This is a genomic window from Streptomyces gelaticus, from assembly GCF_014649535.1.
GTDB classification, from domain to species: domain Bacteria; phylum Actinomycetota; class Actinomycetes; order Streptomycetales; family Streptomycetaceae; genus Streptomyces; species Streptomyces gelaticus.
On sequence record NZ_BMTF01000027.1, the window covers coordinates 16,427 to 30,639 of the forward strand.

The 14,213-nt window shown below is 72.1% G+C and carries 14 protein-coding genes and 1 pseudogene; 6 read left to right on the forward strand and 9 right to left on the reverse strand.

The features are described from left to right. Positions 1-127: 127 nt before the first annotated feature. Positions 128-271, forward strand: a pseudogene (locus tag IE107_RS35380) (Lrp/AsnC family transcriptional regulator); the annotation flags it as partial. On the opposite strand, the gene IE107_RS29005 reads toward IE107_RS35380, so the two are convergent. From IE107_RS29005 to IE107_RS29015, 3 genes are all read right to left on the reverse strand, one after another. Then, positions 261-3,332 carry an AAA family ATPase gene (locus tag IE107_RS29005; RefSeq protein WP_189547320.1) on the reverse strand — a complete coding sequence of 1,024 codons (3,072 nt, stop codon included), beginning with the start codon at positions 3,330-3,332 and terminating at the stop codon, positions 261-263. The pseudogene IE107_RS35380 and the gene IE107_RS29005 sit on opposite strands and share 11 nt — an antisense overlap. Continuing rightward, a complete protein-coding gene (locus tag IE107_RS29010) occupies positions 3,329-4,495 on the reverse strand; it encodes an exonuclease SbcCD subunit D (protein ID WP_189547321.1) in 1,167 nt (388 codons plus the stop codon). The genes IE107_RS29005 and IE107_RS29010 overlap by 4 nt, the downstream gene beginning before the upstream one ends. Before the next feature lie 159 nt (positions 4,496-4,654). After that, positions 4,655-5,281, reverse strand: a complete 627-nt coding sequence (locus IE107_RS29015; protein WP_189547322.1) for a YigZ family protein — start codon at positions 5,279-5,281, stop codon at positions 4,655-4,657. Between the two features lie 58 nt (positions 5,282-5,339). On the opposite strand from IE107_RS29015, the gene IE107_RS29020 reads away from it, so the two are divergent. After that, the gene (locus IE107_RS29020) at positions 5,340-5,750 is read left to right on the forward strand and encodes a CoA-binding protein (protein WP_189547323.1); all 411 of its coding nucleotides are present in this window, start codon (positions 5,340-5,342) and stop codon (positions 5,748-5,750) included. A gap of 82 nt (positions 5,751-5,832) precedes the next feature. Next, positions 5,833-6,684 carry an AAC(3) family N-acetyltransferase gene (locus IE107_RS29025; protein ID WP_229867317.1) on the forward strand — a complete coding sequence of 284 codons (852 nt, stop codon included), beginning with the start codon at positions 5,833-5,835 and terminating at the stop codon, positions 6,682-6,684. A gap of 33 nt (positions 6,685-6,717) precedes the next feature. On the opposite strand, the gene IE107_RS29030 is transcribed toward IE107_RS29025, so the two are convergent. From IE107_RS29030 to IE107_RS29040, 3 genes are all read right to left on the reverse strand, one after another. Beyond that, positions 6,718-7,278 (reverse strand): YbaK/EbsC family protein, encoded by a 561-nt coding sequence (locus IE107_RS29030; RefSeq protein WP_189547324.1) that lies wholly within the window; start codon positions 7,276-7,278, stop codon positions 6,718-6,720. Positions 7,279-7,322: 44 nt separating this feature from the next. Further along, complete coding sequence (locus IE107_RS29035; protein ID WP_189547325.1) at positions 7,323-7,895, reverse strand: helix-turn-helix domain-containing protein; 573 nt, start codon at positions 7,893-7,895, stop codon at positions 7,323-7,325. A gap of 99 nt (positions 7,896-7,994) precedes the next feature. Continuing rightward, positions 7,995-8,750 carry an acyltransferase gene (locus IE107_RS29040; protein WP_189547326.1) on the reverse strand — a complete coding sequence of 252 codons (756 nt, stop codon included), beginning with the start codon at positions 8,748-8,750 and terminating at the stop codon, positions 7,995-7,997. A gap of 190 nt (positions 8,751-8,940) precedes the next feature. Here IE107_RS29040 and IE107_RS29045 point away from each other — a divergent pair, with 190 nt between their 5' ends. Further along, complete coding sequence (locus IE107_RS29045) at positions 8,941-9,471, forward strand: gamma carbonic anhydrase family protein (protein WP_189547327.1); 531 nt, start codon at positions 8,941-8,943, stop codon at positions 9,469-9,471. 73 nt (positions 9,472-9,544) lie between these two features. On the opposite strand, the gene IE107_RS29050 is transcribed toward IE107_RS29045, so the two are convergent. After that, positions 9,545-10,192 carry a DedA family protein gene (locus tag IE107_RS29050; RefSeq protein ID WP_189547328.1) on the reverse strand — a complete coding sequence of 216 codons (648 nt, stop codon included), beginning with the start codon at positions 10,190-10,192 and terminating at the stop codon, positions 9,545-9,547. A gap of 157 nt (positions 10,193-10,349) precedes the next feature. Further along, positions 10,350-10,787, reverse strand: coding sequence for a DUF4442 domain-containing protein (locus tag IE107_RS29055; RefSeq protein WP_189547383.1), 438 nt, complete (start codon positions 10,785-10,787; stop codon positions 10,350-10,352). A 153-nt stretch (positions 10,788-10,940) separates the two neighbouring features. Between IE107_RS29055 and IE107_RS29060 the strand changes: the two genes are divergently transcribed. After that, complete coding sequence (locus tag IE107_RS29060) at positions 10,941-12,041, forward strand: DUF8017 domain-containing protein (protein WP_189547329.1); 1,101 nt, start codon at positions 10,941-10,943, stop codon at positions 12,039-12,041. Between the two features lie 63 nt (positions 12,042-12,104). After that, positions 12,105-13,403 (forward strand): MFS transporter, encoded by a 1,299-nt coding sequence (locus IE107_RS29065; protein ID WP_189547330.1) that lies wholly within the window; start codon positions 12,105-12,107, stop codon positions 13,401-13,403. On the opposite strand, the gene IE107_RS29070 is transcribed toward IE107_RS29065, so the two are convergent. Next, positions 13,365-14,210 carry a spermidine synthase gene (locus IE107_RS29070; RefSeq protein WP_189547331.1) on the reverse strand — a complete coding sequence of 282 codons (846 nt, stop codon included), beginning with the start codon at positions 14,208-14,210 and terminating at the stop codon, positions 13,365-13,367. The two genes, IE107_RS29065 and IE107_RS29070, sit on opposite strands and share 39 nt — an antisense overlap. Between the last annotated feature and the right edge of the window lie 3 nt (positions 14,211-14,213).

The window sequence follows — 14,213 nt, forward strand, 5'->3', positions numbered from 1 at the left end:
GCCCAGCCGCCGAGCGCTTCGCGGCCCGAGCGGCATCGGATCGGTCAGCGTCCGCAGTCCTCGGCATCGACCGGTGCGGTGAGCGGGTCGGCGCCGCGCCGCCCGTGCCCCTCGCAGATCCTCACCCGGTGACGACTGCTTCGTACTGAAGCTCACCGCCCGCTCGACGAGACGCCTGGAGCACATATCGGGCAGGACCGGCGCCCTCGGCTCGCTGACCACGAGCGTCGTCCGCTCCGCACCGCTCCCCCGCCGCGCCGTCAGCCACTGACCTCGCCCTCAGTACGATGCCGCACTGCCGAACCCTGGCGCTCCTTCACCACTTCGAGCTGTGCGGGGATACGGCGGCGCAGGTCGCCGACGTGGCTGACGATGCCGACGCTGCGATCCCGCTCGCGCAGCGAGTCCAGCACGTCGAGCACTTCGTCGAGGGTCTGGTCGTCCAGACTGCCGAAGCCCTCGTCGATGAAGAGGGTGTCCAGCCGGACACCGCCCGCTTCGTCGGTGACGACATCGGCGAGGCCGAGCGCGAGGGCGAGCGAGGCGAAGAAGGTCTCGCCGCCCGAGAGCGTCGCCGTGTCGCGCTCGCGGCCGGTCCAGGCATCGACGACATGCAGTCCCAGGCCTGCCCTGCGGCCGCCGCTGCGGGCGTCGGAGTGGACCAGTGTGTAGCGGCCGGACGACATGCGCTGGAGCCGTGCGGTGGCTGCGGCGGCGACCTGTTCGAGCCGGGCGGCGAGCACGTAGGACTCCAGCCGCATCTTGCGTTCGTTGTCCGCGGAGGTGCCCGCGGTGAGTCCGGCCAGCCGCGCCACCCGGTCGTACTCCTCGCGCAGCGGGCCGAGTCGGCGTGCCTCGTCCGCGGCGCCGCGCGAGAGCCGGCCGAGTTCGGCGCAGCGTTCGCGCGCGGCACTGAGCGCGACGGAGGCGTCCCGCAGCGAGCGCTCAGCCGTGTCGTACGCGGTCTGCGCGGCCTCCACCGCGGCCTGCGGGCGGACGGCGGCGGCCCGGGTCTCCGTCTCCGCCAGCCGGTCGGCCACCGCCGCGGCCTCGGACTGCCAGGCGTCGCTGAGCCGCTGGAGTTCGCGCTGTGCGGCGTCGTCGAGGAGCGCCTCCGCGGCGGCCTGCGGGGTGTCGAACCCGGCCCGGAACGCGGCGTCGGCGAGCCGGTCGTCGGCTTCCTTGCGGCGCTGAGCGGCCGTCTCCTCCGCCCGTACCGCCTCGGCGGCCTCGGCGAGCAGAGCGACGCGGCGTTCCAGTAGCGCGGCGTGTTCGGCCACACTGCCGAAGTCGCCGCGTGCGTTCTTCAACTCGGCCTCCAGCGCGGCCTGTTCACGGTCCAGTCCCTCACGCAGGGAGGTGCGGGCGGCGGCCCGGCGTTCGGCGGTCTGCCGGCCGTCGAGGCGTTCGGCCTGTTCCCGCTCGGCGGCTGCCAGGGCCTCGCGCGCGGCGTGCATGCCCGTCGCCGTGCGATGGGCCTCGGCATGCATGCTCGTCAACCGGTCGACGAGTGCACCGAGTTCGGCGACGGTGGGATCGGCTTCGGGCCCGGTGCCCGTGGGGTCGGCTCCTGCCCCGTCCCTCGGCTGCGGGACCGCCGACCGTGCGGCTGCTCGGGCCGCCGTGTGCTGCTCGCGTACGACTCCGAGCTCCCGGTCCGCCCGGGTACGCGCCTCCTCGGCGCGACGGTGGGTGTCGAGGGCCCGGTCCTCGGCGGCCTTGTCGACATGTCCGTCGGCCGCGCGGGCCGGCCTGGGGTGGTCGGGCGAGCCGCAGACCTTGCAGTCCTCGCCGTCCACCAGCTCCGCCGCCAGTTCCGCCGCGATGTCACGCAGCCGTCGTTCGCGGAGCTCCAGCCACGACTCATGGGCCGCGGCGGCGTGCTCCCGGGCCGTGGCCAGCCGCTCCGCGGCGGCCGACACCTGGGCGGCGAGCGAGTCGCGGCGGCGGGCCGCGTCCAGCCGCGCGCGGGCGGGCTCCAGCCGGCCGGCGAGCTGTTCGGCGCGAGTGGCGGCCTCCTGGGCCGCCTCGATGCCTGCCCGCAGGCCGTCGCGGGTGGACTCCCAGTCGGCCAGCCAGGCATCCGCTTCGCGGATCAGTTCGTCGTCGGCCCTGGCCTGGCGCTCCAGTCCGGCCCGCTCGGTGTCGATCCGGGCGCTGCGCCGCTCGGCACGCTGCGCGGCGTCGAGCCCGCCGAGCTCCTGGCGGAGCCGTCGCTCCAGCTCCGCGAGCTGTTCGGCACCGGCGTCGGTCAGGGTGCCGGGGAGCACGGCACGGGCGCGGTCACGGGCCCGGCAGGCCGTGCGGTACGCGCGCTCGGCCGCCTCGCGCAGGTCGAGCGCGGGCGCGACGAGGTCCGCCTTGCGGGCCCGTGCGAGGCGTTCGTGGTGCCGGTCGCGGTCGGGGCGGCCGGCTTCGAGTGCGGCGGCGCGGCGCCGTGTCTCCTCGTACCGCTGCTGGAGTGCGGCGAGTTCGCGTTCGCTGTCGAGGGCCTGACGGGCGGCCGACTGCCGGCCCTCGGCCATGGCGAGAAGACAGGCGGCGATGTCGAGCCGTTCGCGGGCACCGCTGCGGGCCGTCGCGGCCCACCCCAACACGCTCTCGGCGAGCCCCGGTTCGCCGGGCTGGAGGTCGGGCAGCGGCGATTCACGTGCGGCGGGTCCGGCGGCCTGGGCGATCCGCTGAGCGGCCGCGAGGACGCGTTCGTCCCCGGCCCTGACCCGGGTTTCGGCGGAACGGCGCAATTCGGCCAGGCGGTCCTCGACGGCGGCGAAGCGGTGGGTGTCGAAGAGCCTGCCGAGGAGTCTGCCGCGGGCCTCGGCATCGGCGCGCAGGAAGCGGGCGAAGTCGCCCTGCGGCAGGAGCACCACCTGACAGAACTGTTCCCGGCTCATCCCGATGAGCTGGGTGATCTCCTCGCCGATCTCCTGGTGCGAGCGGCTGAGCGGCCGCCAGCCGTCGATGGGGTCGTACTCGCGCAGCCGGCTCTGGGCCTTCTCCGTCGTGAAGCCGCTGCCCTTCTTCTTGGGGCGGGGCTGTGCGGGGCTCCGGGTGATTTCGAGGCGGCGGCCGCCGACGGTCAGTTCCAGCCCGACCTCGGTGGGGAGGTCCGCCGGGGCGTGGTCGCTGCGCAGCGAGGTGCCGGGGCTCTGGCGCGCGCCGGGCACCGCGCCGTAGAGGCCGTAACAGACCGCGTCGAGTACCGACGTCTTCCCGGCGCCGGTCGGTCCGTGCAGCAGGAAGAGCCCGGCCGACGAGAGGGCGTCGAAGTCGATCTCCTGGGTGGTGCCGAAGGGCCCGAAGGCGGTGACGGTGAGGCGGTGGAGTCTCAACGGTTCACCTCGCGCACGCCGTCGTCCACCCGGACGTGCTCGAAGGCGCCGCGCAGCACCGTGCGTTCCTGTTCGTCGGCCGCGGAGCCGCCGCGTACATGTGCCACGAAGTCCTCGGCGATCTGCTGGTCGTCGCGCCCCTCGAGGCGCTGTGCGTACGAGGCGAGCGGGTCGTCGGGGGCCCGGTCCGGTTCGAATGCGAGGCTGAGCGTGTGCGGGAACCGCTCCAGGAGCCGGGCCATCGGCTCGGCCGGGCGCACCTGGTCGGTGAGGGTGGCCTCGATCCAGGACTCCCGGTGCCGCTCCAGCGCGGGGTCCTCGACGAGCTCGTCGAGGTGGCCGCGGAGCCTGGCGAGGGGGCGGGGCACCGGGCAGTCCAGACGTTCGGCGGTGACCGTGCCCGAGGCGTCGAGGTCGATCAGCCACATCGTCTTGCGGTGGCCGGCCTCGGAGAAGGAGTACGCGAGCGGCGAGCCGGAATAGCGGACGCGCTCGGTGACGGCCTGACAGCCGTGCAGATGGCCGAGCGCCACGTAGTCCACGCCGGCGAAGACCCCGGCGGGCACGGCGGCCACCCCGCCGACGGTGATGTCGCGCTCGCTGTCGCTGGGCTCGCCGCCCGCGACGAAGGCGTGGGCGAGCACCACGGACCGGGTGCTGTCCGGGCGGCCCGCGAGGTCCGCGCGTACCCGCTCCATGGCTGCGCTCAGCACCGCTTCGTGGCCGGCGCGCTCCGCCTCGAGGACATTCTTCACCAGGGCCGGTTCCAGGTAGGGCAGCCCGTAGAACGCCACGTCGCCGTGTGCGTCCCGCAGGACGACGGGGGTGGCGCAGTCGGCGGGGTCGGTGCGCAGATGGATTCCGGCCCGCCCGATCAGTCCCGCACCGACGCCCAGCCTGCGTGCCGAGTCGTGGTTCCCGGAGATCATCACGGTGGGCACACCGACGGCGGCGAGCCGGTGCAGCGCGTCGTCGAAGAGCTCGACGGCGGACAGCGGCGGAACGGCCCGGTCGTACACATCACCCGCGACGAGGACCACTTCCACCTCGTGCTCGCGCACCGTGGCCACCAGGTGGTCCAGGTAGGCGGCCTGGGCTTCGAGCAGGGAGACCCGGTGGAACGAGCGCCCCAGGTGCCAGTCCGATGTGTGCAGAATTCTCAAGACCCGGCTCCGCCCCGCATGATTCTCTTCCTCCGCCCCCGAGGGGGTGAGCCCCTCTTTCCTCACCCCGCACAGTCTCGCATCACCGCCGGCCACGTCCGGCTCCTGCATTTCGTCGGAGGCGGTGGCGGGCCGGCCCGCCGCGGCCCGAAGGTCCGATCAGGCGTCCCCGTACGCCTCGCCGCCCAGCTCCAGCCCGGCCTCGCCCGCCGTCGCATCGGCCAGCCAGCCGCGGAAGGACTCGACGTCGGCGTCCGGCAGCCCGATCTCGATGACGACGGCCTCCGCGTAGCGGACCTCGCGCACGGTGCGGCCGGTGGCCCGGAGGTCGTTCTCCAGCTTGCCCGCGCGCTGGTGGCCGACGGTGATCGTGGCGAGGCGGAAGCGCTGACGGGTGATGGTACCGAGCTCGTCGAGGGCCTCGCCGACCACTCCCCCGTAGGCCCTGATCAGTCCGCCGGCACCGAGCTTGACGCCGCCGTAGTAGCGGGTGACGACGGCGACGACGTAGCGCATCTCACGGCGCGTCAGCATCTGCAGCATGGGGACACCCGCGGTGCCCCCGGGTTCCCCGTCGTCGCTCGCCTTCTGCACGGAGGCGTCGGCGCCGATCACGTAGGCGAAGCAGTTGTGGGTGGCGGTCGGGTGTTCCCTGCGGACACGTGCGACGAAGTCCTGCGCCTCCTGCTCGGTGGCGGCGGGGGCGAGCGCGCAGATGAAGCGCGATCGATTGATCTCGCTCTCGTGCACGCCTGCTCGGGCGACTGTCCGGTACTGCTCCTGCATCCGGCCAGCCTATGCCCCGCAGGGGAATGGTCCGGGGCCGCCGTCCGTTGTCCGGATCATGTACGCAGACGAAGAGACGATCCACCGGATTCTCCGGGACAGCGGTGACACCTGGGCCGTGGTGGGCCTGTCCGACAACCGGTCGCGGGCGGCCTACGGCGTCGCCGAGGTGCTTCAGCGCTTCGGCAAGCGGGTGGTCCCGGTGCATCCGAAGGCGGAACGGGTGCACGGCGAGGACGGCTACGCCTCGCTGGCCGACATACCGTTCCCGGTCGATGTGGTGGACGTCTTCGTCAACAGTGAGCTGGCGGGAGCGGTGGCCGACGAGGCGGTCGCGGCGGGTGCCAGGGCTGTCTGGTTCCAGCTCGGGGTGGTCGACACGGAGGCCTACAGCCGCACACGTGCGGCGGGGCTGGACATGGTCATGGACCGGTGCCCCGCGATCGAGATCCCCGCACTGAAGCGTTAGGGAAGCCCGGAGGCGCACTCGCGTCCCTCGTCCGAATGTGCGTGGTGTCGCGCCCGGCGTCCGGCTGGGAGAATGGCGGGCTGTGACTACTACGACTGCGCCGTCCGTCACCCACAGCCGGAGCGGGCTGGCCGGGCAGCTGTCCGAGCTCGGCGTGGAACCCGGCGGTGTCCTCCTGGTGCACGCCTCGATGCGCGCGGTCGGCCCGGTGAGCGGCGGGGTCCTTGCCGTGGCCGGTGCGTTGCGGGACACGCTGGGAGCACACGGCACGCTCGTCGTCCCCGCCTTCACCCCGGAGAACTCCGATACGTCTCCGCACTACCACGACCGGGTGCGCGGCCTCGACGACCGGGCTCGCGAGGCGGTGCGGGCGAGCATGCCGCCCTTCGATCCGGCGACCTCGGCCGCACCGTCGATGGGGAGCCTCGCGGAGGTGGTACGGCTCGGCGAAGGAGCGGCGCGCAGCGACCATCCGCAGACGTCCTTCGCCGCCCTCGGCCCGCTGTCCCGGAACCTGCTGTCGGGTCACCGCCTTGACTGTCACCTCGGCGAGGACTCGCCCTTGGCCCGTCTCTACGACCTGCGGGCCCAGGTGCTCCTGCTCGGCACCGGATTCGACACCTGCACCGCGTTCCACCTCGGCGAGTACCGGGTACCCGCCCCGCCCCTGAGGAGCTACCGCTGCGTGGTGACGGCCGACGGCCGCCGCCAGTGGTGGGAGTACGAGGACGTCGCCCTGGACGACAGCGACTTCGCGGCCCTGGGCGCGGACTTCGCCCGCGCGCACGACACCGCGGCCGTGCGTAGCGGCCCGGTCGGCTCGTCGACGAGCCGTCTCTTCCGCATCACCGACGCCGTCGACTTCGCCACGCGCTGGCTGACTTCCCACCGGGCCGTGCCGCGGGTGCGGGCCCTCTGCCACTCGCCGGGCTGAGAGCTCCGGCCCCGACGGACGACGCTCTGCGTCTCAGCTCCTGATGCCCAGCCCCTCGACGATCACCGCGCCCGGCAGCGCCGCCAGCGCCTTGCCCGGGACGATCAGCTTGCCCCGACGGCTGCCGCTGCCGATCAGTACCCATTCCTCGTCGACGACCGCGGGATCGATCAGCAGCGGCCATGCGGCGGGCAGGCCGACGGGGGTGATGCCGCCGTACTCCATGCCGGTCTCACCGACCGCCGTTTCCATCGGGGCGAAGGAGACCTTGCGGGCGCCCAGTTGCCTGCGGACCGCACCATTCACGTCGACGCGGGAGTGGGACAGGACGAGGCAGGCCGCCGGCGTCACCTCGCCGCCGCGCTTGCCCGCCACCACGACGCAGTTGGCCGACCGGTCGAGGAGTTCCGCGCCGTGGTGCTCGACGAAGACCGCGGTGTCGGCGATGTCCGGTTCGGTGTCCACGTGAATGATCTGCTCGGCGAGGAAGCCGCCCCAGCCCGCGGACACGGCCGCGACGACGGGCGCGGTGAGCAGGTCGAGGCGGTCGGCCGCGGGACCGGCGTTGTCGAAGGAGCCGAGGGGAGCGCGCATGCTCACCACGCTAACAGCGCCCTCGGGGCCCTCGGCCGGTCGTCTCACCGTACGGGCGGGATGGAGACCGCCATGGTGACTTCGGCCGGTTCGGAGCCGTCGTTGCGGTAGGCGTGCGGGTGATGCGCCTCGAACGAGGCCGAGCCGCCGGCCGGTACGGCGTACGAGGTGTTGTCGACCACCAGGGTGAGCTCGCCCGCGGTGACATGGAGCAGTTCGACGGTGCCCTCGGGATGCGGATCCGAGGCGCTGCCGTCGCCGGGCATCAGGCGCCAGGTCCAGAGTTCGAGCGGCCCCCTCGCCTCCGTACCGACGTGCAGGGTGGTGGAACTGCCCGCTTCGGTGGACCACATGCGCACTGCCTGGCTCTCGGGCACCAGCCGGACCGGTGAGCCCTGTTCGTAGTCGAGCAGGGTGGTGATGCTGATGCCGAGCGCGTCGGCGAGCTTGACCGTGGTGCCGACGCTCGGGTTGGTGCGGGCCTGTTCGATCTGGATGATCATGCCGCGGCTGACCCCGGCACGGGCTGCGAGCACATCCAGGGTGAAGCCGCGTTCCCCTCGCCAACGCTTGAGATTGCGTGCCAGCGACTGGGTGAGCCGATCGAGGTCAGACACATTCCGTCCCGTCCAATATTTTGGATGACAGTCAAAAATACTGCACTCCTGTGTGCAACGCCCTGCTCGCGACCGGATGAGTGCCGGAACCGGCCGGGGTCAGTCGGCGGAAGGTCCCGCCGTCTCGCCCGGCTCCGCCAGGGCCAGCAGCTGCTCCGGGGTGACGCCCGCCGGAATCGGCACCGGCGCGGGGGTGCGCAGCGGCGGCTGCCAGCCCTTGTCGGCGTCCCAGCTGCGTACGACGCGGGCGGGGGCACCGGCCACCACCGCGTGATCGGGTACCTCGCCCCGTACCACCGCCCCCGCGGCGACCACCACGTTGCGGCCGAGCGTGGCCCCCGGAAGGATCACCGCTCCGGTGCCGATCCAGCAGCCCGGCCCGATGGCGACCGGCTCCATGCGGGGCCACTGCCGGCCGACCGGCTCGTGCGGATCGTCGTAACTGTGGTTCGTCGACGTGATGTAGACGTACGGCCCGCAGTACGTGTCCGACCCGATGGTCACCGTGGTGTCGGCGACCACATGGCTGCCGCGGCCGAGTACCACCCCGTCACCCAGGGTCAGGATCGGATCGGGCCCCAGATCGAGGTCGGGCATGAGTCCGGCCGTCAGCGTGACCTGCTCGCCGATCACACAGTGCGAGCCGAGCTCGATCCACGGCTCGCCGAAGACCGTGCCCTGCGGAAAGGCGAGCCGGGTGCCCGCGCCGATCCGTCGGAAGCGCAGCGCACCCGGTCGGTCCGCGGTGACCGCGCCCGTCTCCTGCACCCAGCGCCAGCCGCGGTGGACGGCCCGGGACAGGGCGCGCCGCCGCCAGGCGGCAAGGGAAGAGAACGTGTTCCTGTTCGTCGGCACTCGCTCACGGTAGTGGGCGGCGCCCGAACCGATGACCGCGGCGACCTGTGATGTTCACCCCACTCGGCCGCGGCCCGGCGGCCGTCGCATACCGTTCCCCCTACGCGATCGACGTGATCGGACAGCCGCGGCCGGCTCCGGGGTCCGGACAGCCGCGGCCGCACGACACCTGGGCAGGGAGGAACGGGCGATGGCAGAGCAGGCGTTGGTCACGGGAATGGGCGGCAAGGAGCCGGACATCGACGCGGAGGCCTTCACGGCACCGACCTCGGTCGTCATCGGCGAGATCACGATGGCCGCGGGCTCCAGCGTCTGGTACCACGCCGTACTGCGCGCCGACTGCGGTCCGATCGTCATCGGGCCCGACAGCAACATCCAGGACAACTGCAGCGTCCATGTCGACCCGGGCTTTCCCGTCACGGTCGGCGAGCGCGTCTCGGTCGGGCACAACGCCGTGCTCCACGGCTGCACCATCGAGGACGACGTCCTCGTCGGCATGGGATCGACCGTCCTCAACGGCGCCCGCATCGGCGCCGGTTCACTGATCGCGGCGCAGGCGCTGGTCCCGCAGGGGATGCAGGTGCCCCCTGGTTCACTGGTCGCCGGTGTCCCCGCCAAGGTCAAGCGGCAGCTGACCGAGGAGGAGCTCGAAGGCATCAAGTTCAACGCGGTGGGCTACGTGGAACTGGCCAAGGCGCACCGCCAGGCCCACGAGGACTGAGGGAAGAGGGCCGGAGGCGGGCGCCCGGCGGTTCCGTGGGCCCGCCGCCCCCGCTCCGTGCCGCCGTGGACGGTCAGTCCGCGACCGGCACCGCCGCCGGGGCGGCCGACATCCGCTCCGCCGCCTTCTTGGCCCGGTTCTTCACGATCAGCATCGAGGTGATGCCGATGAGCACCGCGGCCACGAGGCCGAGATACGAGAACCGCTTGAGCCAGGCCTCTGCGACGACTCCCACCGAGTAGATGACGGCCGTGGTGCCGCCCGCCCAGACGATGCCGCCGAGCACATTGGCGATCAGGAATTTCCAGTACGGCATGTGCAGTACGCCCGCCAGCGGGCCGGCGAAGATCCTCAGCAGCGCCACGAAGCGGCCGAAGAACACCGCCCACATGCCCCACTTCTGGAACGAGCGCTCCGCCATCGCGATCTGGCTCTCCCCGAAGTGCTTGGGGAACTTCCCGCCCAGCCAGCCCAGCATCGGCCGGCCGCCCTTGCGGCCGATGGCGTACCCGATCGAGTCGCCGATGACGGCGCCGGCCGAGGCGCAGGCGCCGAGGATCCACGGGTCGATTCCGTCGTGCCCGGCGGCCAGGAGTGCCGCGCTGACCAGAACGATCTCGCCCGGCAGCGGAATGCCGAGGCTCTCCAGCCCGATGACCACACCCACCAGGGCATAGACGCTGACCGCGGGGATGGTCTCCAGCCATTCCTGGATGTGCAACGCCGATCCTCCCGTAACCGAATATCCGTTGCCCGCCGGGCAACTCCTCGGCGCACGGCGGGAAGCCTACCCGCCCGCCGTGCGGCCGAACAGCGCGAAGAGCCGCCACACGCCCAGGTGTTGGGTGCGTGGCGGCTCTTCGCCGAACCGGTCGGGATCAGGCGTGGGGACGCAGCGTCCAGACGACCGTCATCTCACCGGTCACCGCGCCGTCGGCGCGCTGGATCTCGATGGCCACGGGGAACTCCGGCCGTCGCCCCGCGTCGAGTTCGGCGATGACCTCGGCCGCCGGGCGGCCGAGGGTCGCCGTCGCGGTGACGACGCCCTTGGCCAGCTTCTTGTAGCCGATCTCCGCCTTCACCGCCAGCGGCACGGCCCGCGACATCTGGTCGCCGAAGGCGGCGATGACGATCGCCCCGCTCGCCGACTCCGCCAGCGTGAACATCGCTCCGGCGTGCGGCCCGCCGATGTGGTTGTGGTACGCGGCCTGGTCCGGCAGGCGGACCACCGCGCGCTCGGCGGTGGTCTCCAGGAATTCGAGATTGAGGGTACGGGCCATCGGAACCGTCGCCACGAGCATCTCGCCGACGGTCATCTGTTCAGCACTCATGGCCAGATGTTACTCACGAGTAAAACCCCTTGGCCATCCCCGGCGTCCCCCGGCGCCCCTCCTTGATCACGTCCGTCACCGTCCGCACACGGGGGCGGGCGTAGCAGACCGGCCTCCACCCCTCTATCGTTACTCGCCATGTGGCCAGGACAGCAGCCGCCCGGGGGCGAGCAAAACCCGCAGGACCAGAATCAGAACCCGTACCAGCAGCCGGGGTACCAGCAGCCGAATCCCTATCAGCAGCCGGGATATCAGCAGCAGGGCCAGCCCGGACAGCAGCCGGGGTATCAGCAGCAGGGCCAGCCCGGACAGCAGCCGGGGTATCAGCAGCAGGGTCAGCAGCCCGGCTATGCGCAGCCGAACCCGTACCAGCAGACGGTGCCGCAGTACGCGGTGCCCGGCCCGCCCGGTGCTCCGCAGCCCGGCGACAACAACAACAAGAAGAAGACCACCGCCGTCGCGATCGTCGCGGCCACCGCTGTCGTCGTGGCCGCCGTGGTGACCGGTGTCGTCGTGATGAACAAGGACGACAAGAGCAAGGACGTCGCCGACGACAAGCAGTCGTCCGCGCCCGCCAAGCCGTCCGAGTCCGCCTCCGGCGAAGCGAACCCGCGCAGCGACGACGGGGATCCCAAGCCCCTGATCCCCGGGTGGAAGGTCGTCACCAACCCCAAGTGGGGCACGCAGTTCGAAGTGCCCGGCGACTGGGAGGTCGGGACGCCCGGCACGTTCTCGTACTTCGAGGACGACAAGAAGGGTGACGGCTCGCCCCTCATCGGCTTCTCCGCGCCGTCGTACTTCCAGAAGAAGTGGTGCGTGGACGACTCCGACAAGGACGGTACCGACGAGGACATGAGCCTCGCCAGCGCCGGCACCAGGGGCGCCCAGGGCGCCACCGACGCCGCCAAGAACGCCCACAGCGAGGCCGGCACCTGGGCGTGGGCCGCCTACGCGCAGCACATGCCGCAGAGCACCATCAAGTTCACCGAGGCCAAGCAGTACACGACCAAGTCGGGCCTCACCGGCCAGGTCGTCACCGCAACCGCCCCGAACGTCACGAAGCGGAAGAAGTGCGACAGCGACGGCAAGGCCATCGCCTTCACCTTCAAGAACAAGAAGGGTGAGTTCGCGTCGTGGGTCCTGTACGGGGCCGACTCCGTCAAGGACGAACTCCCGGACACGACGGTCCAGAAGATCCTCAGCACCGTGCGGCTGGTGGACGTCGTCAAGACCGACTGATCCCTTTCCCCTCCCCCGGAAAACAGTTGGCACGGCGGGGGATGCGGCGGCGATAGTCCCTTGGTGACTGTCGCCCCCGCCCCCGCCTCCCGACCACTGCGTCCCGGCCGCAACTACCGTCTGCTGACCGCTGCCGCGATCATCACTGGCCTGGGTACCCATGGCGCGCTGATCGCGGCGGCGTTCGCCGTTCTGAAGGCGGGCGGTGACGGCGGCGACGTCGGTCTGGTGGCCGCCGCCAGGACCGCACCTCTGGTGCTCTTCTTGCTGGTCGGCGGCGCGATCGCGGACCGGCTGCCGCGCCACCGGGTGATGGTCGCGGCGAACGCCCTCAACTGCCTCTCGCAGGCGGCGTTCGCCTGGCTGGTCCTGGCCGGTGATCCGAAGCTGTGGCAGATGATGCTGCTCACCGCGTTGTGCGGCACGGGGCAGGCGTTCTTCAACCCGGCGGCCGAGGGCATGCTGATGTCAAGCGTCAGCCGTGAGCAGGCGAGCAGGGCCTTCGCACTGTTCCGGATGGCCATGCAGGGCGCCTCGATCGGCGGTGCGGCGCTCGGCGGCGCCATGATCGCGGCGATGGACCCGGGCTGGGTGCTGGCCGTCGACGCCGCGGCCTTCGCGGTGGCGGGTGCGCTGCGCGCGTTCCTGGACGTCAGCCACATTGCCCCGCGCGCGCCGGGCGGCGGCCTGCTCGCCGATATGCGGGACGGCTGGCAGGAGTTCATCGGCCGCCCCTGGCTGTGGAGCATCGTGGCGCAGTTCTCGGTGGTGGTCGCCGCGGTGGGTGCGGCCGAGTCGGTGTACGGTCCGCTGGTCGCACGGGACGAGCTCGGTGGTGCCCGCCCCTGGGGTTTCGCGCTCGCCGCGTTCGGGGCGGGCACCTTGGGCGGGGCGCTGCTGATGACGCGCTGGAAGCCCCGGCGGCTGTTGCTGGCCGGAACACTCTGTGTCTTCCCGCTGGCGCTGCCGGCGGCGGGCCTCGCGGTGCCGTTGCCGGTGGGCGCGCTCTGCCTGGTGATGTTCGTCAGCGGGGTGGCCATCGAGGTGTTCGGGGTCTCGTGGATGACGGCCATGCATCAGGAGATCCCGGAGGAGAAGCTCTCGCGGGTCTCGGCGTACGACTGGTTCGGCTCGGTGGCGATGATGCCGGTGGCCACCGCGCTCGCCGGTCCGGTGGAGTCGCTGGTCGGGCGGAGCGAGGCCCTGTGGGGCTGCGCAGCGCTGATCGTGCTGGTCACCGGGGCCGTGCTGTTCGTGCCGGAGGTACGCGGTCTGACCCGGGCCCCCGTCACCGCCGAGGTGGCGAAGGACCGGGGACCGGCCTCAGCCGATGCTGAAGGCTCCGTCGGGCGGCTCGGGTGAGGCGACCGCCGCACCGTCCCTGACCGGCCCGGCGGCACCGGTGAGCCGGTCCAGCGCGGCGCCGTGCTCGACCCTGGCGGGAAAGGCGTCGGCGGCGCAGCGGCGGGTCAGCGTGGCGGTGTCGATGGGGCTCGGGGAGGCGACCAGGACGAGGTTGCCGAAGCGCCGGCCGCGCAGCACCGCGGGTTCGGCGATGAGCGCAAGTTCCTCGAAGACGGCTGCGAAAGTGGCCAGTTGGGAGCGGAGGAAGCCGAAGGGAGCGCCGTCCGCGAGGTTGGCGGCGTAGATTCCCTCGTCCCGCAGCGACCGGCGGGCAGCCTTCGCGTATTCGACGGTGGTGAGGTGGGCGGGCACGCGCGAGCCGCTGAAGACGTCCGCGATCAGGATGTCGAGGGAGCCGGGCGCGGTCTGTTCCAGCCTGCTGCGGGCGTCCGCGCCGTGCACGGTGATCCCGCTGCCGTCGGGGACCGGCAGCTGCTCGGCGACGAGTTCGAGGAGCCCGAGGTCGGCCTCGACGACGTCCTGGCGGGAGCCGGGTCTGACCGCGGCGACATAGCGGGGCAGGGTGAGCGCACCGCCACCGAGGTGGAGTACGTCCAGCGGTGCGCCCGGTGACGCCGCGCAGTCGATGACGTGGGCGAGCCGTCGCGCGTACTCGAATTCGAGATGGTCCGGCGCGTCGAGGTCGACGTAGGACTGGGGCGCGCCGTCGACGGTGAGCAGCCAGGCCCTCTCCCGGTCCACGTCGGGGAGAAGCCTGGCAGTGCCCTGGTCCACGTCCCGGATGACCGGTATCGAGTCGTTCACTCC

Excerpts from the sequence above, each read along its gene's own strand:
- IE107_RS29015 (WP_189547322.1), bottom strand. The coding sequence starts at position 5,281 with ATGCAGGAGCAGTACCGGACAGTCGCCCGAGCAGGCGTGCACGAGAGC.
- IE107_RS29020 (WP_189547323.1), top strand. The coding sequence starts at position 5,340 with ATGTACGCAGACGAAGAGACGATCCACCGGATTCTCCGGGACAGCGGT.
- IE107_RS29030 (WP_189547324.1), bottom strand. The coding sequence starts at position 7,278 with ATGCGCGCTCCCCTCGGCTCCTTCGACAACGCCGGTCCCGCGGCCGAC.
- IE107_RS29045 (WP_189547327.1), top strand. The coding sequence starts at position 8,941 with ATGGCAGAGCAGGCGTTGGTCACGGGAATGGGCGGCAAGGAGCCGGAC.
- IE107_RS29055 (WP_189547383.1), bottom strand. The coding sequence starts at position 10,787 with ATGACCGTCGGCGAGATGCTCGTGGCGACGGTTCCGATGGCCCGTACC.
- IE107_RS29060 (WP_189547329.1), top strand. The coding sequence starts at position 10,941 with ATGTGGCCAGGACAGCAGCCGCCCGGGGGCGAGCAAAACCCGCAGGAC.